This window comes from Micromonospora marincola (assembly GCF_056150385.1).
Genome location: NZ_JAXCFT010000003.1, coordinates 555,002 through 574,155 on the forward strand (window position 1 = coordinate 555,002; position 19,154 = coordinate 574,155).

Sequence of the window (19,154 nt, forward strand, 5' to 3'; positions counted from 1 at the left end):
GGGGCGCGACATGGGTGAGCTACGCAAGCCGTTCCTGCTGCTGGCGTTGCTGGCGGTGGCGCTCGTGGTCGGGGTGGAGCTGGGCGCGGCGGCGCTCACCGGCGGTGGCGACGCGGGTGCCGCGTTGCGGGACAGCGCCGGGCAGCTCGGCGTGGAGCTGGGCGACGTGGGCGGGGTGGCCGAGCCGTCCGGCCGGGGCACCGGCTATCTCGCGCTCATCGACGTGGTGGCGCTCTGGACCACCGGGCTGTTCGCGTTGAGCCTGGTGCTGCCGGACCGGGTGCAGGGCCGGGTGCAGGGCGTCGCCACGCTCATCTTCTCGATCGTGTTGCTGCTGGTGTCGCTGGTCCTGCTGATCATCGCGTTCGTCGAGCTGACGGTGATGGTCTCGCTGTTCCTGGCGCCCCCGTTCGGCACGCTCGCGTACCTGGCGGTGTGGGGGTTCTTCCCGGTCGGTGACGCGGCCGTGCTGCTCGGGCTGGTGCTGCTGCTCAAGCTGGTCTGGTTCGGGCTGCTGCTGGCCGCCCAGCCGCGGTTCCTGCGCAACAAGGGGCTGGTGCTGCTGGCGTTGACCACGCTGCTGTGCACTGTGGTGTTGCAGTTCCTGCACGGCCTGCTGCCGGTGATCCTGGTCAGCATCCTCGACGACCTGGGCGCGGTGGTGTTCGCCGTGGTGGCGCTGATCTGGGCGCTGGTGCTGCTGATCGGCTCGATCCCGGCGGTCGTGAAGGCGGTCCGCACCACCGCCACCACGTCCGGCCGCACGGTCAGCTGACCGGGTCGCCGGTGGCGAGCGCGGCGAGGCGCGGGAGCTGGGCCGGGTCGGTGAGCGCCGAGCCGACCGCCACCACGCGTACCCCGGCGGCCAGGAAGTCGCCCGCGTTGCCGGCGTCGATACCGCCGGTGGCCACGAACCGGGCCTCCGGCAGCGGCCCGGCGACCGCCCGGAACCACGCCGGGCCCAGGCTGACCGCCGGGAACGCCTTGAGCCAGATCAGGCCGTGGTCGAGCGCCTGCTGCGCCTCGGTGGGGGTGGCCACGCCGGGCAGGTGCGGGATGCCGTAGCCGCGGGCCGTGTCCGCGACGGCCAGGTCCAGGCCGGGGGCGACGGTGAACGCCGCCCCGGCGCTCATCGCCTGGCGGACCTGGGCCGGGCTGCGGACCGTGCCGGCGCCGACGATCCGGTCCCGGCGCCGCCCGGCCGTGACGGCGGCGTGCAGCGCGGGCACCGCCCCCGGGGTACGGATCGGCACCTCCACCACGTCGATGCCGAGGTCCCAGGCCAGCTCGGCGAGGCGGACCGTCTCCTCCGGCGGCAGGTCGCGCAGGATCACCATCACCCGCGCGTCGCCGAACAGCGGTGCGAAGTCGTGTGCGCTCATGTGCCGCTCCCTCCGTCGCGTCGCCGTTGCGGCGTCGCCCAGTCCCGGTCCGTCAGCGCCAGCGCCCGGGCGATCCGTGCCGGGTCCGGCGGTGGTGCGGTGTCGCCCGGCGCGGCGAGCACCGGCGCCGCGGTGAGGTGACCCAACCGCAGGCAGGATCTCAGGTCAACCGCGCGCAGCAGTCCGGCGAGGAAGCCGGCGGCGAAGGCGTCCCCGGCGCCGACCGGCTCCACCACGTCCACCTGCGGCGTCGGCACGAAGACCGCCGGCCCGGTACGCGGCAGCGCGGTCGCGCCGACCGGCCCGTCCTTGACCACCACCAGGTCGGGTCCGGGCAGCAGGTCGCGGACGGCGGCCGGGTCGGCGCTGCCCCAGAGCGTCGCCGCCTCGTCCAGCCCGACGAGCACCACGTCGGCGCGGTCGGCCAGGTCGCGCAGGATCGGGGCGGCCCGGTCGGCGGGCCAGAGCGCGGGCCTGTGGTTCACGTCGAAGACGACCCGGGCGCCGGGCAACGGCCGCCCGGTGAGCGCGTGCGCGAGCAGCCCGTGGCAGGAGTCGGAGAGCGCGGCGGTGATCCCGGACAGGTGCAGCAGCCGGACGCCGGCCAGCCGGGGGTCGGTGAGGTCCGGTGCGCCGAGGCGACTGGCCGCCGACCCGGCCCGGTGGTAGTGGACCCGGGTGCCGGCCGGGCCGGGGTCCTTGAGGTAGACGCCTGTCGGCGCCGCCGGGTCGACCGTGACCAGGGAGACGTCCACCCCGGCCGCGGCGATCTCGGCGACCACCCGGCGGCCGAACGGGTCGTCGCCGACCCGGCTGAGCCAGGCGGCGCGGTGGCCGAGCCGGGCCAGCCCCATCGCCACGTTGGACTCCGCGCCGCCCACGCCGACGGCGAGCCGGGCGGCGCGTTCAAGCGGACCGCCGTCGTCCGGGGTGAGGACCACCATGGTCTCGCCCACGCAGGCGACCTCCGGCCCGGTCACGAGGTGGGCTTCGCGGCGAGCCGGGCCGGGACGTCCGCCGGGTCGAGCTGACCGTCGACGACGAGCACGCGGTGCCGGTTGCGGCGGGGACGGCCGGCGGCGACCACCGCCGGCCGGTCGAAGGCGTACGCGACGCAGACGCCCGGATACATCGCGGTCCGGACGAACCACCTGTCGCCCGGCCCGAGGCCGGTGAACACGAGCGTGTACGCGCCGCCGCCGGACCCGGTGCCGTGCAGCGCCAGCCAGGGCGCGGCCGAGCCGTTGACCGCCTCCTCGCCGGTGGCGTCCACGGTCCGTACCAGGGGTTCCGGTCCGGCCGCGACCCGCCAGAAGAAGCCCCCGTAGCCGGCCCCGCCGGGCCGGCCGTTGGTGGCCGGGCTGCCCAGGTGGACGTCGGCGCCGGTGGCGGACGTGAGGGTGGCGGTCAGGTCGAGCCACCAGGCGTCGTCACCGGCCGGGACGGCGGTCAGCAGGCGGTGCTCGCGCAGCAGCGGCCGGCCGTCGGCGTCCCGCCATTCCAGGTCGTGGTCGAGGCGGTCGGCGGCCCGGTCCCGCCAGCCGGCGTGGGCGATGACGCCGTGGTCGGCGCGCCAGGTGTAGCCGGTGCCGCGCACGTACGTCCGGCCGCCCCACAGGTTGGCGCCGGCCACGTCCTGCACGGCGAGGGACGCGCCGAGGTGCCAGGCGTGGTCGGCGGGGAGCGCGTCGGTGACCGGGACGCCGGCCCGGGTCCGCACCGGGTGCAGGTAGGGCCGGGGCCCGTGCCGGGGGTCCACGTCGGGCCGGACCACGTAGCGGGCCACCTCCACCCCGGCCACGACCAGCCGCTCCTCACCACCGGCGGCGGCGGCGCGGGGATCGGCGGTCACGACGCCTCCGGCCGGACCGCCGGGTGGTGGGCCCGCGCCGGCTCCGGCCCGCCGGCCGGGCGGCGGGCGTCGATCGCGTGCAGCGCGGCGAGGGTGTACCCGCCGAGGATCGGGACCGCGACCGGGGTGACGAGCGTGGCGAGCAGCACGGCCAGGCCGCAGGTCCCGGCGGCGGCGGCCCACGCGCCGGGCCGCTGCGGGCAGGTGCGGGCCACGTGCCGGGCGGCGGCCCGCCAGCCCCGGCCGCCGGTGCGCCCGACCGCCACGGCGACCAGGCCGGCGTACCCGAGCAGGCCCGCGGTCACGACGGCGGTGACGGCCAGGGCGGGCCCGCCGCCCGGCGCCCGGCCGGTGGCGAGCGCGAGCAGGTCGGCGCCGAGCGCGACGGCGACGGTGAGCGCGACGGCGCTCGCCGCGAGCCCGGCGGGCAGCGCGCGGCCGAACCGGGTGAGGGTGGTCCGCGCGGGCGGCCAGCTCCCGGTGACCGCGCGGTCGTGCAGCGCGGCGGCGGCGGTGGCGACGGCCGGGGCGAGCGTGAGCACCGGCAGCGCGGCCACCGCCACGACGAAGCCGAGCAGCGCCAGGTCTGTCGCCTCGGACAGGGTGTCCCGCCAGTCCCGGCGGGGGCGGTCGGCGCTCATCCCTTCAACCCACTGGTGTTGATGCCCTCGACGAGCATCCGCTGGAAGGCGAGGAAGAACAGGAACACCGGCAGCAGGGACAGCACGGACATGGCGAACATCGGGCCGACCGCGCTCTGGCTCGTCGAGTCGATGAACAGGGTCAGCGCCACCGGGACGGTGTAGTCGTCCAGGGTGGACAGATAGACCAGTTGGCGGAAGAAGTCGTTCCAGGTCCAGATGAACGAGAAGATCGCGGTGGTGACGAGCGCGGGGCGGCTCAGCGGCAGGATCACGTGCCGGAACACGCCGTACGGTGACGCGCCGTCGATCTTGGCGGCCTCGTCCAGCTCGCGCGGGATGCCGCGCATGAACTGCACCATGAGGAAGACGAAGAACGCCTCGGTGGCCAGGAAGTGCGGGATGAGCAGCGGCAGGTACGGCCAGTCGCCGCCGACCAGGCCGAGGCTGCGGAACAGGATGTACTGCGGCACGATCAGCACGTGCCCGGGCAGCAGCAGGGTGCCGATCATGACGGCGAACCAGGCCTTGCGCAGCCGGAACCGCAGCCGCCCGAGGGCGTACGCGGCAAGCAGGCAGGACAGCGCGTTGCCGACCACGGTGAGCAGGCTGACCATGGCGCTGTTGAGGAAGAACCGGCCGAAGCTGACGTCGAAGTTGGTCCAGCCGTCGACGTAGTTGCCGGGGGTGAACGTCTCCGGCAGCAGGCCGATGTTGTTGACGATCTCGGCCTGCGACTTGACCGAGGTGCCGAGCATCCAGATCAGCGGGTAGAGCACCACCGCCACGATCGCCACGAGCACCAGCAGGCGCAGCGCCTGCCGGTTGCCCGGTCGGCGGCGGGCGGTCACGGCCGGCACGGTGGTCATGTGTCGTCTCCGTCCGAGTAGTGCACCCAGAACCGGCCGGTGCCGAAGAACACGGCCGTGATGAGCGCGATGGCCAGCAGGAACACCCAGGCCATCGCCGAGGCGTAGCCCATCTCCAGGTCGGTGAAGCCGGAGATGTAGAGCTTGAGCGTGTACATCAGGGTGGAGTCGACCGGGCCGCCGGTGCCGTTGCTGAGCACGAACGCGGCGGTGAAGCCCTGGAAGCCGTGGATGGTCTCCAGCACCAGGTTGAAGAAGATCACCGGGGAGAGCATCGGCAGGGTGACCGCGCGGAAGCGCCGCCACACCCCGGCGCCGTCCACGGCCGCCGCCTCGTACAGCTCGGTGGGGACCTGCTTGAGCCCGGCCAGGAAGATCACCATGGGCGCGCCGAACTGCCAGATGGCAAGCACCATGAGCGTTTCCAGGGCCCAGTCCGGGTCGGCGACCCAGGGCAGCCCCTCGATGCCGAACAGCGCGAGGAACGAGTTGAACGCGCCGTCCCGGTTGAACATGTTTACCCAGACGATGGCGAGCGCCACGCTGCCGCCGAGCAGCGACGGCAGGTAGAACAGGCCGCGGAACAGCCCGACGCCGCGCCAGGCGCGGTTGAGCAGCAGCGCCACGCCGAGCGCGGCGGCCAGCTTCAGCGGTACGGCGATCAGCGCGAACGTCAGCGTGACCCGTACCGCGTGCCAGTACGACGGGTCGGCGGTGAACATCCGCTCGTAGTTGTCCAGCCCGACCCAGCGCACCTCGGACAGCGGGGTGAGGATGTCGTAGTCGGTGAAGCTCAGCCAGAGCGAGAGCAGCATCGGGATCGCCGTGATGCCCATCAGTCCGATGAGCCAGGGCGAGAGGAAGACGTACCCTGCCAGGCCCTCACCGAGCCGGGCCCGGCCGACCCCGCGCCGCGTGGGGCGGGGGCCGGCCGGTCCGGTACGTGGGGTCCGGCCGGGCGCCGTGGTGAGGGCCACGGGCCGGTTCCTTTCTTCTCGGCGAGGAGGTCAGGCGATCGCGGACTTGCAGGCGGTGAGGAACTGCTCGGCGGCCTGGGCCGGGGTGGCCCGGCCGTACTGGGCGTTCTCGGCGGCCTTGGTCAGCTCGGACTTGACCTTGCTGTGTCCCTTGATCGGGACCTGCGGGGACGGGCCGAACTTCTGCGCCAGCTCGGACTCGACCTGGATGGACTGCTTCATGGCCGGGTCGGTGGCGGTCTCGCTGACCTTCGCCCGGAGGTCCATGTTGGAGGGCAGGCCCCGGTCGGTGCCGAGCAGCGCCACCGCCTCCGGGTCGTTGTTCAGGAAGTTGATCACGTCGACCGCGGTGTCGCGGTGCTTGCTGCCCTTGAACACCGACCAGTACATCGAGGCACGGGCCCACTGGGCGCTCGGGTCACCCGGGTACGCCACCACGCCCAACTCGTCCTTGGTGTTCTTCTTCAGGTCCGGCATCTGGTTGGCCCAGACCCAGGAGGTGGCCGCCTTGCCGGTGACCACGAGCTGCTTCGTGATGTCGGTGGCGTTGCCCTCGTGGATGACGTCCGGGGTCGGGGTGGCGCCCCGGTCGCGGGCGCCCTTCCACAGCTCGAACCACTTCGTCACGTCCTCGACCGTGAAGCCGAGTTCCTTGCCCTGGTAGAGGTCCTTGCCCTGCTGGCGCAACCAGACCCAGAGCGCCTTGTAGTCGGCGCTGGGGTCCTGGGTGCCGGGCACCTTGGTCTTCTTCGCCACCTGCTCGGCCCAGGCGATGTGCTCCTCCCAGCTCATCCCGGTGGTCGGCTCCGGCAGCCCGTTCTGCGTCAGCAGCGTCTTGTTGTAGACCAGGCCCTGGGTGTTCTCCCCGGCGGCCACCCCGGCGAGCTTGCCGTCGACCACGCCGTACTCGAGCAGGCTCTTGGGGAACTTCGACACGTCGAGCTTGCCGGAGTCGCGGTAGCTGCCCAGGTCGAGCGTGGTGCTGCGGCCGGCGTACTCGGCCAGGTAGTTGTCGTCGATCTGGAACAGGTCGGGCGGGTTGCCGCCGGCGGTAAGCGTGGCGAGCTTGTCGAAGTAGCCCTGGTTGGCCTGCCAGGTCTTCTCGAAGGTCACCTCGGGGTGCTTCTTGGTGTAGAGGGCCAGGGCGTCCTCGGTGAGTTTGGCCCGCGCCTCGCCGCCCCACCAGAAGACGGAGAGCTTGACCTGGCCGCCGTCGCCGCCGCCATCGTCGTCGCCGCAGCCGGCAGCGCCGAGGGCGAGCGGCGCGGCCAACGCGACGACGGCGAGGCCGCGGACGAATCGGCGTCGGGACAGGGGGGTACGGTGATTCCGCCCGGCGGGTGCGCCGGCGGTGGGGGACGTTGCGGGGTGCATCTGCGCTCACTCCTCGGCTGTGGGAGGCGACGACGTCACCGGTGGCCGTCCACGGGCCGCCCGGGTCCGCACCGCTATGCGGGCCCGGGCCACCCGGTCAGGTCCCGGCGCCGTCCCGACCGGGCTCGGGCACGGGCCCGGTCGAGTCGCGGACGACAAGTACGGTCTGGAGCATTACCTGTGCGGTGGTGCGACGGTCGCCGGCCGCCGCGCCCCGGCCCCGGGCGCCGCGCGGCGCGTCGGAGTCGAGTTGCAGCAGCATGTCGACGGCCGTCCGGCCGGCGGCCGCGGTCGGTGTGGCCACCGTCGTCAACTTGGGGCGGGTGAGTCGGCTCAGCGCGATGTCGTCGACGCCTACCACGCTGACGTCCTGCGGCACCCGCAGCCCCAGCGCGTCGAGCCCTTCGATCAGGCCGAGCGCCATCAGGTCGTTGTAGGCGAGCACGGCGGTGACGCCGCTGCGGCGTACCGGTTCGGCGAGCGCGCCGCCGCCGGTCTCGGTGGGTTGGTTGGGCCCGAGCAGGGTCAACTCGGCGCCGCCGCTGCGCGCCGCCGCCGAGGCGGCCCGGCGCATCTCCCGCGCGGTCCACGAGCCGCGCGGACCGCCGAGCAGCGCGATCCGCCGGTGGCCGAGGCCGAGCAGGTGCTCGATCGCGGCCCGGGTGCCCTGCCCGACATCCATCATCACGCAGGGCAGGCCGGCGACCTGGCGGTTGATCACCACCACCGGGACCTCGCGGCTGACCTGCTCGATCAGGCTGTTGCTCATCCGTGGGCTGCACAGCAGCACGCCGTCGACCTGCTTGGCGAGCGCGTGGACCAGGTCCTCCTCGGCGAGCACGTCCTCGTTGGTGTCGGCCACGAAGACGTGGTAGTCGCGGTGCCGGGCCTGCCCCTCCGCCGCCTTGATCAGCGGCGGGAAGAACGGGTTGGCGATGTCGGCCACGATCAGGCCGATGTTGTGCGTCCGACCGGTGATCAGGGCGCGGGCGGCCCGGTTGGGGCGGTACCCGAGATCCTCCGCGCAGGCCAGCACCCGGCCCCGGGTCTCCGGGTTGACCAGGTGCGGGGCCGAGAACGTGCGGGAGACGGTGGAGATGTGCACGCCGGAGGCCCGGGCGACGTCCCGGATGGTGGCTGGCACGGCGGCTCCCTGGTCCGATGTGGTGGGGGTCACGGGTGCCGCCAATTAATGCAAACGGTTGCTCCGGTGTCAACGCTTCATTGTTACGGATCGATTGCGACCGCACTCCCGGTGGGCGCATATAACCGCACGAATCCGGATTCATGGCACGGGAAACCCATCGACCATTGACGACGTGTTGCCCGGCATGGTTTCTTCGGCTGCAAACCTTTGCAGCACCGCGGGAGGCCGACGCCATGTCACCACCGGACCGGAAACGGGTCCGCCACGCCCTGGTCGGCGCCGGAGCGCGCGCCGAGATGTTCGTCCGCGCGCTCGCGCTCGACCACGCCGACACCGCCGAGCTGGTCGCCCTGGCCGACGTCAACCAGGCCCGGATGGACGCGCACAACCGCTGGCTCACCGAGCTCGGTCACCCACCGGTGCCCACCTACGCCGCCGCCGACTTCACCGCCATGCTGGCGACCGAGCGCGTCGACGTGGTGCTTGTGACAAGCGTCGACGTCACCCACGACGAGTACGTGGTGGCGGCGCTGCGGGCCGGCTGCGACGTGGTCACCGAGAAGCCGATGACCGTCGACGCGCCCCGCTGCCGGCGCATCCTGGACGCGGTCGCGGAGACCGGCCGGCAGGTCACCGTCGCGTTCAACTACCGCTACAACCCCTTGCACGAGCAGCTCCGGCGGCTGCTCGCCGACGGCGCGGTGGGCGAGATCGGGTCGGTGCACTTCGAGTGGCTGCTCGACGTGCGCCACGGCGCCGACTACTTCCGCCGCTGGCACCGCGACAAGGCCACCTCCGGCGGGCTGCTCGTGCACAAGGCCAGCCACCACTTCGACCTGGTCAACTGGTGGCTGGACGCGCGCCCGGTCGAGGTGCACGCGGCCGGCCGGCTGTTCTTCTACGGCGAGGCCGGCCGCCGGCACGGCTACGCCCGCGACTACGACCGCGCGCACGGCGCCCCGGCCGCCGCCGACGACCCGTTCGCGCTGCGGCTGGCCGAGCACCCCCGGCTGCGGGAGCTGTACCTCGACGCCGAGGCCGAGGACGGCTACCACCGCGACCGCAACGTCTTCGCCCCCGGCGTGACCATCGAGGACGACCTCGCGGTGCTCGCCCGCTACTCCACCGGCGCCACCATGACCTACCACCTCACCGCGTACGCCCCCTGGGAGGGCTACCGGGTGATGGTCAACGGCAGCCGGGGCCGCCTCGAACTGGAGGTGACCGAAAGCGACCACGTCAGCCCGGGCGGCGCGTCCGCGCTCAAGGGCGCGGCGCTGCACGGCGACGAGGCCGCCGTGGAGCGCGGCGAGGCCCGACTCACCCTGCGACAGTTCTGGCAACCGCCGGTCCGGATCCCGGTGGACGGCTGGACCCGGCGCGGGCACGGCGGCGCGGACGCCCGGATGACCCGGGTGCTGCTCGGCGGCGAGACCGACCCGCTCGGCCGGGCCGCCACCGCGTACGACGGCGCGCTCGCCCTGCTCACCGGCCTGGCCGCCAACCGCTCGCTGGAGACCGGCGCGCCCGTCCGGGTCGCCGACCTGCTCACCCTGCCCTGACCGAGGAGCCCTCCCCCGTGCCGATCATCTCCCCCAGCGATCTGCTGCTACCCGCCGAGCCCGGCCAACGCGCGCTGGCGCGCGAGCTGTACGCCCTGGCCGCCGCGCAGCCGATCATCTCCCCGCACGGGCACGTCGACCCGGCGCTGCTGGCCGAGGACCGCCCGTTCCCCGACCCGGCCCGGCTGCTGATCGTGCCCGACCACTACCTCACCCGGATGCTGCTCAGCCAGGGCGTGCCGCCGGGCGACCTGGGCGTGCCGAGCGTCGACGGCAGCCCGGTCGAGACCGACGGGCGCACCATCTGGCGGCGCTTCGCCGCGCACTGGCACCTCTTCCGCGGCACCCCGTCGCGGCTGTGGCTGGAACAGACGTTCCGGAACGTGTTCGGCGTGGACACCCCGCTCGGCCCGGCCACCGCCGACGCCGCCTACGACGCGCTCGCCGCCCGCCTCGCCGAGCCGGCGTTCCGGCCCCGGGAGCTGTTCACCCGCTTCGGCATCGAGGTGCTCGCCACCACCGAGTCGCCCCTGGACGACCTGGGCCGGCACGCCAAGCTCGCCGCCGACGGCTGGGGCGGGCCGGGCGGCCGGGTGGTCACCACGTTCCGCCCGGACGACGTGGTGGACATGGAGTTCGACGGCTGGTCGGCGAACGTGGACCGGCTCGCCGAGGTCTCCGGCGAGGACACCGGCACCTACGCCGGCTACCTGGCCGCGCTGCGGCAACGCCGGGAGGTGTTCGCCGCCGCCGGGGCCACCTCCTCCGACCACGGGCACCCCACCGCCCGTACCCTCGATCTCGACCCGGCGGAGGCCGCGGCGCTCTACGACAAGGGGCGGCGCGGCCGGGCCGACCCGGACGACGCGGAGGCGTTCCGGGCGCACATGCTGCTGGAGTTCGCCCGGATGTCGCTCGACGACGGCCTGGTGATGCAGTTGCACCCCGGCGCGGTGCGCAACCACAACCGCTGGCTGTACGCCCGGCACGGGCGCGACGTCGGCGGTGACGTGCCGCAGGCCACCGACTACGTGCACGGCCTGGCCCCGCTGCTCGACGCGCACGGCAACGACCCGCGGCTGACCGTGGTGCTCTACACGCTCGACGAGGACACCTTCACCCGGGAGCTGGCACCCCTCGCGGGCGGCTACGCCGCGTTGCGACTCGGCGCGCCCTGGTGGTTCCTCGACTCGCCGGAGGTGCTGCGCCGGTTCCGGGAGGCGGTCACCGAGACGGCAGGCTTCTACAACACCGCCGGGTTCGTCGACGACACCCGCGCGTTCTGCTCCATCCCGGTACGCCACGACGTGGCCCGCCGGGTCGACGCCGGTTTCCTGGCCCGCCTGGTCGCCGAGCACCGGCTGGCCGAGGACGAGGCTGCCGAGACGATCGTCGACCTGGCCTACCGGCTGCCCAAGCAGGTCTTCAAGTTCGGAGGTGACAGCGCGTGACCAGGATCGTCGACGTCACGGTGCACGACGTGCGCTTCCCGACCGCCGCCAGCGGCGACGGCTCGGACGCGATCAACCGGGGCGACTACTCCGCCACGTACGTGGAGCTGACCACCGACGGCGGCCCGACCGGCGCCGGGTTCACTTTCACCAACGGCCGGGGCAACGAGATCACCTGCGCGGCGGTGCGGGCCCTCGCCCACCACGTGCGCGGGCGCACCGTCGCCGAGATCACCGCCGAGCCGGTGGCGTTCTGGCGCTCGCTCACCGCCGACGTGCAGCTCCGCTGGCTCGGCCCGGAGAAGGGGGTGATCCACATGGCCACCGGCGCGCTCGTCAACGCGGTCTGGGACCTGCGCGCCAAGCTCGCCGGCAAGCCGATGTGGCGGTACCTCGCCGAGATGCCCACCGACGAGCTGGTGGCCACCGTCGACTTCCACCACATCACCGACGCGCTCACCCCGGACGAGGCCGCCGCCCTCCTCGACAAGGGACGCGACGGCCTCACCGACCGGCTGGCCGCGCTGGAACGCGACGGCTTCCCCTCGTACACCACGTCCGTGGGCTGGCTCGGCTACCCGGACGAGCAGGTGCGCGCGCTCACCCGCGACGCGTACGCCCAGGGGTGGCGCGCGGTGAAGATGAAGGTCGGCGGGCGGCTCGACGACGACCTGCGACGGGCCCGGATCATCCGGGCCGAGATCGGCCCGGACGCGCTGCTGATGATGGACGCCAACCAGGTCTGGGACGTCGACGAGGCGATCGCCGCGATGGCGGTGCTCGCCGAGGTCGACCCGTACTGGATCGAGGAGCCCACGCACGCCGACGACGTGCTCGGCCATGCCCGGATCGCCCGCGCGGTGACCGAGCTGTCCGGCGGCCGGTGCCGGGTCGCCACCGGCGAGGTCGCGGCCAACCGGGTCATCTTCAAACAGTTGCTCCAGGCCGAGGCGATAGGCGTGATGCAGGTCGACGCGTGCCGGGTCGGCGGCGTCGACGAGGTCCTCGCCGAGCTGCTGCTGGCGGCGAAGTTCGGGGTGCCGGTCTGCCCGCACGCCGGCGGCGTCGGGCTGTGCGAATACGTGCAGCACCTCGCCGTCTTCGACCACCTGCGGGTGAGCACCGGCCTGGACGGCCGGATGGTCGAGTACGTGGACCACCTGCACGAGCACTTCGTCGACCCGGTCCACACCCGGGGCGGGCGCTACCTGCTGCCCACCGCCCCCGGCTACAGCGCCGCCATGCGGCCGGAGTCGATCGCGCGGTTCCGCTTCCCGGACGGCCCGGCATGGCGGTGACCGTGGGCACGGACCGGCTCGGCCTGGCCACGCTGCGCCGGCTGCCCGACGCGAGCCGGCCGCTGGTGCGCCCCGGCACCGTGCCGGCCGGCATCGTCCACCTGGGGCTCGGCGCGTTCCACCGCGCCCACCAGGCGGTACACACCGAGGCGGCGGTCGGCGCGGCCGGCGGCGACTGGGGCATCATCGGGGTCGCGCCGCGCAGCACCGACGTGGTGGAGGCGCTCGCCGCCCAGGACGCGCTGTTCAGCGTCACCACGCTCGCCGCCGACGGCGCGTCGACCCGGGTGATCGGCGCGCTCGCCGGGGTGCGGCACGCCGCGAGCGACCCGGACGCGGTGGTGCGCCTGCTCGCCGACCCGGCGATCCGGGTGGTCACGCTCACCGTGACGGAGAAGGCCTACCAGCTCGACCCGGTCACCGGCGCGCTCGCCGCCGACGCCGAGCTGACCGCCGACCTCACCACCGACCGGCCGCCGCGCACCGTGCCCGGGCTGCTGGTGCGCGGGCTGCTCGCCCGCGCCGCCGCCGACGCCGGGCCGATCGCGCTTGTCAGTTGCGACAACCTGCCGGCCAACGGCCGCCGGCTGCGCTCGCTCGTCGACCAGTGCCTGGCCCTGGCCCGGGTGCCCGACGCGACGCTCGACCGGGTGGCCGCGCAGCTCACCTGCCCCGGCACCATGGTCGACCGGATCGTGCCGGCAAGCACCGACGAGACCCGGGAGACCGCGCGGCAGGCGCTCGGCGTCACCGATCTGGCGGCGGTCGCCGCCGAGCCGTGGTCGCAGTGGGTGATCGAGGACGACTTCCCCGGCGGCCGGCCCGCCTGGGAACGGGCCGGCGCGGTCCTCACCGACGACGCCGGCCCGTGGGAACGGCTGAAGCTGCGGGCGCTCAACGGGGTGCACTCGGCCACCGCGTACCTCGGCGCGTTGGCCGGCGCGGAGACGGTGGTCGACGCGCTGGCGCTGCCGCACCTGGACGCGGTGCTGCGCCGGCTGGTCGCCGCGGAGATCGCGCCGAGCTTCACCCCGCCGCCCGGCGTCTCCGTGCCCGACTACGGGGAACAGGTGCTCGCCCGGTTCGGCAACCCGGCGATCCGCTACCGCACCGCGCAGGTCGCCTCGGACGGCTCGCAGAAGCTGCCGCAGCGGGTGCTGCACACGGCGGTCGACCTGCGGGCCGCCGGCCGGTCCGCGCGGTGGAGCGCGCTCGTGGTCGCGGCCTGGCTGCGGTTCCTGCTCGGCCACACCGACGACGGCCGCCCGCTGCCGCTCGACGACCCGCTCGCCGACCGGCTGCGCGCGGCGCTCGCCGGCGGCCGGCACACCCCGGCCGGTGTGGTGGACGCGATCTTCGCGGTCCGCGAGGTCATCCCCGCCGACCTGGCCGCCGACGACGAGTTCCGCGCCGAGGTGGCCGGCTGGCTGACCGCGCTGGAACGGCACGGCGTCCGCGCCACCCTGGCCGGCGCCCGGTGACCGCGCCGCCCCGGGTGGCGCTCGTCGGCGTGAACGGGCACGGCCGCTGGCACCGGCGGGTGATCGCCGCGCTGCACGCCGCCGGCCGGCTGCGCCTGGTCGCCCTGGTCGACGTGCGACCGCCGGAGGACGAGCCGGACGCCCCCACACCGCCCGGGACGCGGATCTTCACCGACCACCTGGCGATGCTCGCCGCGTCCCGTCCGGACGCGGTGGTGGTCTGCACGCCGCCGCACACCCACCTGCCGATCGCGCGGGACGTCCTCGCCGCCGGCGCGGACCTGCTGCTGGAGAAGCCGCCGGTGCTCGACCTGGCCGAACACGGCGCGTTGCTTGCCGCGTCAGCCGCCGCCGGCCGGGCGGTGCAGGTCAACTTCCAGGCGCTCGGCTCGGCGGCGCTCACCGCGCTCACCGGCGCGCTTGACGGCGGGCGGCTCGGCCCGGTCACCGGCATCGCCACGGTCGCCGCCTGGCAACGCCCTGACTCCTACTATGCCCGCTCCCCCTGGGCCGGCCGCCGGTCGGTGGACGGCCGGCCGGCGGTCGACGGGGCGCTCGCCAACCCGCTCGCGCACGCGCTGATGCAGTGCCTGGCGGTGGCCGAGTCGGTGACCGGCGCGCCGGTGCGGCCGGCCCGGATCGAGGTGGAGCGCTACCGGGTCCGCCCGATCGAGGTGGACGACACCACGATCCTGCGGCTCACCCCGGAGGCCGGCCCGCCGGTGCTTGCCGCGTTGACCCTGGCCGCCGAGGAGCACGTCGCCGGCGACGTGCTTGTCACCGGCGGACGGGGGCGGGCGGTGCTGGAATACCCGACCGACCGGCTGCGCCTGCCCGGCGACGCCCACCCGCGTACCGTGCCCGGCCGGCAGGGACTGCTGGCGAACCTGCTCGACCACCGCGCCACGGGCGTGCCGCTGATCGCGCCGCTGGCGCGTACCGAGCCGTTCACCGCCGTGCTCGACACGCTGCGGGACGCGCCCGAACCGACGCTGCTCGACGGCGACCTGGTGCGTCAGGTGGGCGACGGCCCGCAACGGGTGCGGGTGATCCGGGGCGTCAACGCGGTGCTGCGCGCGGCGGCGGAGACCGGCGTGCTGCCGTCCGAGGCCGGGGTGCCCTGGGCGGTCCGACCCCAAGACGTGCGTCTTCCCACCACCTGACAGGACGGAACCGAGCCATGCGTACCCGAACAGTCGGCGTCGCGGTCCTCGCCGCCACGCTCACCCTCACCATCGCCGCGCCCGCGCCGGCCGCGCCCGCCAAGCCGTCCCGGGCGGCCGAGCTGATCGGCCGCCAGGCCCTTCCCGCCGACGACGGCTGGGCCGCCGAGGGCGCCGGCACCACAGGCGGCGGCGCGGCCACCGCCGACCGGACCCGCGTCGTGCGTACCCGGGCCGAGCTGATCGCCGCGCTCGGCGGCGACAACGCCACGAACGCCACCGACGCCACCCCGAAGATCGTGTACGTGGCCGGCACGATCGACGGCTTCTCCGGCCCCGACGGCACGCCGCTCGACTGCGCCGACCTGGCCGACCCGGAGTACACGCTGCCGGCCTACCTGGCCGCGTACGACCCGGCGGTCTGGGGTCGGGTGGACCCGAGCGGGCCGCTGGAGGCGGCCCGGGTCCGGTCGGTGGCCAACCAGACCCGGCAGACGCAGATCAACGTCGGGTCCAACACCACGATCGTCGGGTTGCGCGGCGCCCGGCTCACCGGCCTCACCCTGATGATCGACCGGGTGGCCAACGTGATCGTGCGCAACCTGGAGTTCGACGACGCCCGGGACTGCTTCCCGGCCTGGTCCCCCACCGACGGCGACACCGGCAACTGGAACTCCCAGTACGACCAGATCTCGGTGCGACGCAGCGAGCACGTGTGGGTCGACCACAACACGTTCACCGACGGCGACAACCCGGACAGCGGGCAGCCGATCTACTTCGGCCGGCCCTGGCAGGTGCACGACGGCTCGCTCGACGTCACGCACACCGCAAGCCTGGTCACCGCCTCCTGGAACCGGTTCACCGGCCGGGACAAGCTGATGCTTATCGGCTCCTCCAACACGGTCGGCCCGGACGTCGGCCGGCTCAAGGTCAGCGTGCACCACAACCTCTTCGACGGGGACCTCCAGCGGCTGCCGCGGGTGCGGTTCGGCCAGGTGGACGTGCACGAGAACCACTACCGGCTCGGCGGCGCCGGCTTCGAGTACGCCCTCGGCGTCGGCGTGCAGTCCGCTATTCACGCGGAGAACAACTTCTTCACCCTCACCGACGAGGTCGACCCGGCGGACCTCATCCACGACTGGGGCGGCACCGCGCTGACCGAGCGCGGAAGCTGGGTGAAGCAGGGCAACCGCCTCCCCCGGCCGGTGAGCCTGCTGGCCGCGTACAACGCCGCACACGACCCGGATCTCGGCGGCGACGCGGGCTGGACGCCCACCCTGCGCGCCACCCCGCCGCTGCCGACGCCGCTGGTCCCGCCGGTCGTCGACGCCTGGGCCGGCGCCGGCCGGCTGCCGCTCTGACCTGTCGTACCCACGCCGCCGGTGTCCCCCCGCTCGGGACGCCGGCGGCGGCCCGTCGGGGTGTCTGCTGACACGCCGGCCCCGATGCGCGATGATCACCTTTGACGAACCCCGTCGCCGATGGCATGAAACAGTGGCCATCGGGGACAGGAGGGTGAGAACAGTCGGTGACAGCGCGAGTGGCGCCCAGGCCCGGGGACGGGCACGGGACGGAGGACCGGACGTGACGGGTGGGACAACCGGCCGGGTCCTCACCATCGACCTGCCGGCCGACCCCGGCCTGCTGGCGCCCACCCGGGAGCGGCTGCGCGGCTGGCTGCACGCCCACGGCGTCGACGAGTGGGACGTCGAGACGGTGCTCATCGCCACCGGGGAGGCATGCGCCAACGCCATCGAACACGGCTACCGCTTCGCCCCCGAGGGCATCACCACGGTCCAGGTCGAGCTGCGCGACGACCGGCTGGAGATCGAGGTACGCGACCACGGCGGCTGGCGGCCGACCGACGGCGACGACGGCAGCGACCGCGGTCGCGGGCGGCTGATCATGGCCCGGGTGATGGACGAGGCGACGATCGTCGGCACCCCGGACGGCACCTGCGTACGCCTCGCCAAGCGGCTCATCCGTAACGGCGTCGGCAAGCCGACGGCGGCGTCCAGCGAAGATCAGCTATAAGGGAGCCATGGAGTTCCCCGCGTACCTCGCCACCATGCCGATGCACGCGATCACCGAGATCCACGGCGAGCCCGGCCTGCTGGCCCGCTTCCGCCTGGAGATCGCCGCGTTCGACGACACCGCCCGCGCCCGGCTGACCGAGGCGCTGGACCTCGCCGCCGACCTGCACCGCGACGACCGGCGGGTCCGCGAGCCGTACCTGAACCACCTGCTCCGGGTCGCGATCCGGATGATGCACCACTACCAGGTCCGGGACGTGGACGTGATCGTCGCCGGGCTGCTGCACGACGCGGTGGAGGACCACCCCGCCGAGTTGGCCGCCGCCGGTCCACGGGCGAACGACGACGTGACCGTGGCGGCGCTGGCCGCGCTCGCCGCCCGCTTCGGATCGCGGGTGGCGCGGCTGGTCGAGGCGGTCACCAACCCGGCGTACGACCCGGGCCGGGATCGGCACACGCAGTACCGGGAACACGTGGCGGCGAGCCTCGACCGGGAACCCTGGGCCCGGGTCATCAAGGTGTCGGACTTCACCGACAACGGGGTGGGCGTCATCCACACCGTGGGGCCGAAGGTAGCCCGGTCGGCCGCCAAGTACCGCCCGCTGGTGCCGGTCTTCCGCGAGCTGATCGCCCGCCCCGACACGCCCTTGTCGGCGTCGGTCAAGCAGCACATCTTCGCCCAGCTAGACCTGGCCGAGGAGCGCTTCCAGGCCATCCTCGACCCCGCAACCTGACCCACCCACCCAACCCTCCCCCCTCCCGTTGATCATGAAGTTAGCGACCGAGAGAGCGCTCCCCAACCCCGCCAACCTCATGATCGCCCCCGCACCCGCCCACCGGCACCCCTCGGCGTGATCAAGGAGTTTGCGGTGGGCGGCGGGCGGCGGGAGATGACGGGGACGGGTCAGGTGGCTTCGGGTGCGCCGACGTGACCGCCCAGGGCGGCGGTGATGCGGTCACGCAGGGCGGCCAGCCGGTCGGGGGCGTCGCGCAGCACGAGCCGCAGGGTGGCGTGGCCGCCGGCGGCTGCCGCGCCGAGCACATCGAGGAACGTGCCGAGTTGGGCGGGCGGCTCGTCGGCGAGCAGGTTCGCCGCGTCCCGCACGAGGAGGGTCAGCGGGCCCTGCTCGATCCGGCCGGCGAGGATGTCGGCCAGGATGTCGGCCAGGGCGTCCCAGTTGCGGCCATACCAGTCGGGCAGGGGAATCGACGCGGCGAGCGTGTCGTGCAGGGCCGCCCGGGTGCGGGTGGCCGCGCCGGGGATCGGCACGCCTGCCGGTTCGGGCGCCGAGGCGGGATCGAGCGTGAGCCAGGCCGGTGGCTGCGGGGAGGCTGCGCCCATCGGTCCGTCCTTTCCGGTCGGCGCCGGCCGGAGCGTACGCCCGGCCGGCGCCGACATGCGTCAGAGCCGGTAGAAGTTGGCGTAGTGGTCGGGTGAGAACCAGGTCGTCCCGGTGCTCTTGTTCACCACGATCCGGTACGCGTCGCGGGAGGCGTTGCAGGCGCGCGGGTAGACGTCGTACTCGTAGTAGGTGGCGTTGGTGGGCAGTTGGCCCTCGCGGTTGTAGAACTGCCCGCCGGCGAAGTTGCACGTGCCGCCGCTCCACGAATACCAGCCGCGGCTGGTCGGGAAGCTCTTCGCCGACCAGCCGGAGCGGGCGGTGCGGGCGTCCGCGCAGCGGGACAGGGTGCAGGAGCTGTAGACGGCTGCCCGGGCGGGCTCGGCGAGTCGGGTGGAGACGGTGGCCGGGGCGACGAGCGCGACGGCAGCCAGGGCGGTGACCAGGGCGGACGCGGCCAGGGCGCGGCGTACGCGGGTGGCGGCGGCGCGGAACGGGGTCAAGGGATCCTCCTTGAGCGAACCGGAAAGGACATCGACCATCATCGTTGGATGGCTGGCGCCCAGTCTGTCGAGGATCCTGCC

19 protein-coding genes are annotated in these 19,154 nt (G+C 74.0%); 9 read left to right on the forward strand and 10 right to left on the reverse strand.

The window, feature by feature from the left end; genetic code table 11:
- Positions 1-10: 10 nt before the first annotated feature.
- On the forward strand, positions 11-775 hold the full coding sequence (locus tag SM450_RS10945; protein ID WP_474619587.1) for a hypothetical protein: 765 nt from the start codon (positions 11-13) through the stop codon (positions 773-775).
- Here SM450_RS10945 and SM450_RS10950 read toward each other — a convergent pair.
- The 8 genes from SM450_RS10950 to SM450_RS10985 all read right to left on the reverse strand — a co-directional run bounded on the left by SM450_RS10950 (position 768) and on the right by SM450_RS10985 (position 8,239).
- A complete protein-coding gene (locus tag SM450_RS10950; RefSeq protein ID WP_474619588.1) occupies positions 768-1,382 on the reverse strand; it encodes a bifunctional 4-hydroxy-2-oxoglutarate aldolase/2-dehydro-3-deoxy-phosphogluconate aldolase in 615 nt (204 codons plus the stop codon). The two genes, SM450_RS10945 and SM450_RS10950, sit on opposite strands and share 8 nt — an antisense overlap.
- Entirely contained in the window at positions 1,379-2,362 is a 984-nt protein-coding gene (locus tag SM450_RS10955) for a sugar kinase (RefSeq protein ID WP_474619589.1), read from the reverse strand. The genes SM450_RS10950 and SM450_RS10955 overlap by 4 nt, the downstream gene beginning before the upstream one ends.
- Positions 2,359-3,234: a DUF6807 domain-containing protein gene (locus tag SM450_RS10960; RefSeq protein WP_474619590.1), complete on the reverse strand. Its 876-nt coding sequence runs from the start codon at positions 3,232-3,234 to the stop codon at positions 2,359-2,361. The genes SM450_RS10955 and SM450_RS10960 overlap by 4 nt, the downstream gene beginning before the upstream one ends.
- Positions 3,231-3,875 carry a hypothetical protein gene (locus SM450_RS10965; protein ID WP_474619591.1) on the reverse strand — a complete coding sequence of 215 codons (645 nt, stop codon included), beginning with the start codon at positions 3,873-3,875 and terminating at the stop codon, positions 3,231-3,233. Before SM450_RS10965 ends, SM450_RS10960 begins: the two co-directional genes overlap by 4 nt.
- Positions 3,872-4,744: a carbohydrate ABC transporter permease gene (locus tag SM450_RS10970; RefSeq protein ID WP_474619592.1), complete on the reverse strand. Its 873-nt coding sequence runs from the start codon at positions 4,742-4,744 to the stop codon at positions 3,872-3,874. Before SM450_RS10970 ends, SM450_RS10965 begins: the two co-directional genes overlap by 4 nt.
- Positions 4,741-5,721, reverse strand: coding sequence for a carbohydrate ABC transporter permease (locus SM450_RS10975; RefSeq protein WP_474619593.1), 981 nt, complete (start codon positions 5,719-5,721; stop codon positions 4,741-4,743). The genes SM450_RS10970 and SM450_RS10975 overlap by 4 nt, the downstream gene beginning before the upstream one ends.
- Before the next feature lie 30 nt (positions 5,722-5,751).
- Entirely contained in the window at positions 5,752-7,095 is a 1,344-nt protein-coding gene (locus tag SM450_RS10980) for an ABC transporter substrate-binding protein (protein WP_474619594.1), read from the reverse strand.
- A 97-nt stretch (positions 7,096-7,192) separates the two neighbouring features.
- On the reverse strand, positions 7,193-8,239 hold the full coding sequence (locus SM450_RS10985) for a LacI family DNA-binding transcriptional regulator (protein ID WP_474619595.1): 1,047 nt from the start codon (positions 8,237-8,239) through the stop codon (positions 7,193-7,195).
- Between the two features lie 236 nt (positions 8,240-8,475).
- Between SM450_RS10985 and SM450_RS10990 the strand changes: the two genes are divergently transcribed.
- From SM450_RS10990 to SM450_RS11025, 8 genes are all read left to right on the forward strand, one after another.
- Positions 8,476-9,804 carry a Gfo/Idh/MocA family protein gene (locus SM450_RS10990; RefSeq protein ID WP_474619596.1) on the forward strand — a complete coding sequence of 443 codons (1,329 nt, stop codon included), beginning with the start codon at positions 8,476-8,478 and terminating at the stop codon, positions 9,802-9,804.
- Positions 9,805-9,821: 17 nt separating this feature from the next.
- On the forward strand, positions 9,822-11,255 hold the full coding sequence (uxaC, locus tag SM450_RS10995) for a glucuronate isomerase (protein WP_474619597.1): 1,434 nt from the start codon (positions 9,822-9,824) through the stop codon (positions 11,253-11,255).
- Positions 11,252-12,553, forward strand: coding sequence for an enolase C-terminal domain-like protein (locus SM450_RS11000; RefSeq protein ID WP_474619598.1), 1,302 nt, complete (start codon positions 11,252-11,254; stop codon positions 12,551-12,553). The genes uxaC and SM450_RS11000 overlap by 4 nt, the downstream gene beginning before the upstream one ends.
- The gene (locus SM450_RS11005) at positions 12,544-14,034 is read left to right on the forward strand and encodes a mannitol dehydrogenase family protein (RefSeq protein WP_474619599.1); all 1,491 of its coding nucleotides are present in this window, start codon (positions 12,544-12,546) and stop codon (positions 14,032-14,034) included. The genes SM450_RS11000 and SM450_RS11005 overlap by 10 nt, the downstream gene beginning before the upstream one ends.
- Entirely contained in the window at positions 14,031-15,197 is a 1,167-nt protein-coding gene (locus SM450_RS11010; protein ID WP_474619600.1) for a Gfo/Idh/MocA family protein, read from the forward strand. The genes SM450_RS11005 and SM450_RS11010 overlap by 4 nt, the downstream gene beginning before the upstream one ends.
- A gap of 17 nt (positions 15,198-15,214) precedes the next feature.
- Complete coding sequence (locus SM450_RS11015) at positions 15,215-16,558, forward strand: pectate lyase family protein (protein WP_474619601.1); 1,344 nt, start codon at positions 15,215-15,217, stop codon at positions 16,556-16,558.
- 223 nt (positions 16,559-16,781) lie between these two features.
- Complete coding sequence (locus tag SM450_RS11020) at positions 16,782-17,231, forward strand: ATP-binding protein (RefSeq protein ID WP_474619602.1); 450 nt, start codon at positions 16,782-16,784, stop codon at positions 17,229-17,231.
- A gap of 7 nt (positions 17,232-17,238) precedes the next feature.
- On the forward strand, positions 17,239-17,964 hold the full coding sequence (locus SM450_RS11025; protein WP_474619603.1) for an HD domain-containing protein: 726 nt from the start codon (positions 17,239-17,241) through the stop codon (positions 17,962-17,964).
- Between the two features lie 170 nt (positions 17,965-18,134).
- Here SM450_RS11025 and SM450_RS11030 read toward each other — a convergent pair whose 3' ends face one another.
- Together SM450_RS11030 and SM450_RS11035 are read right to left on the reverse strand one after the other, a co-directional pair.
- Positions 18,135-18,572 (reverse strand): barstar family protein, encoded by a 438-nt coding sequence (locus tag SM450_RS11030; protein WP_474619604.1) that lies wholly within the window; start codon positions 18,570-18,572, stop codon positions 18,135-18,137.
- A gap of 60 nt (positions 18,573-18,632) precedes the next feature.
- On the reverse strand, positions 18,633-19,073 hold the full coding sequence (locus SM450_RS11035; protein WP_474619605.1) for a ribonuclease domain-containing protein: 441 nt from the start codon (positions 19,071-19,073) through the stop codon (positions 18,633-18,635).
- Positions 19,074-19,154 lie beyond the last annotated feature (81 nt).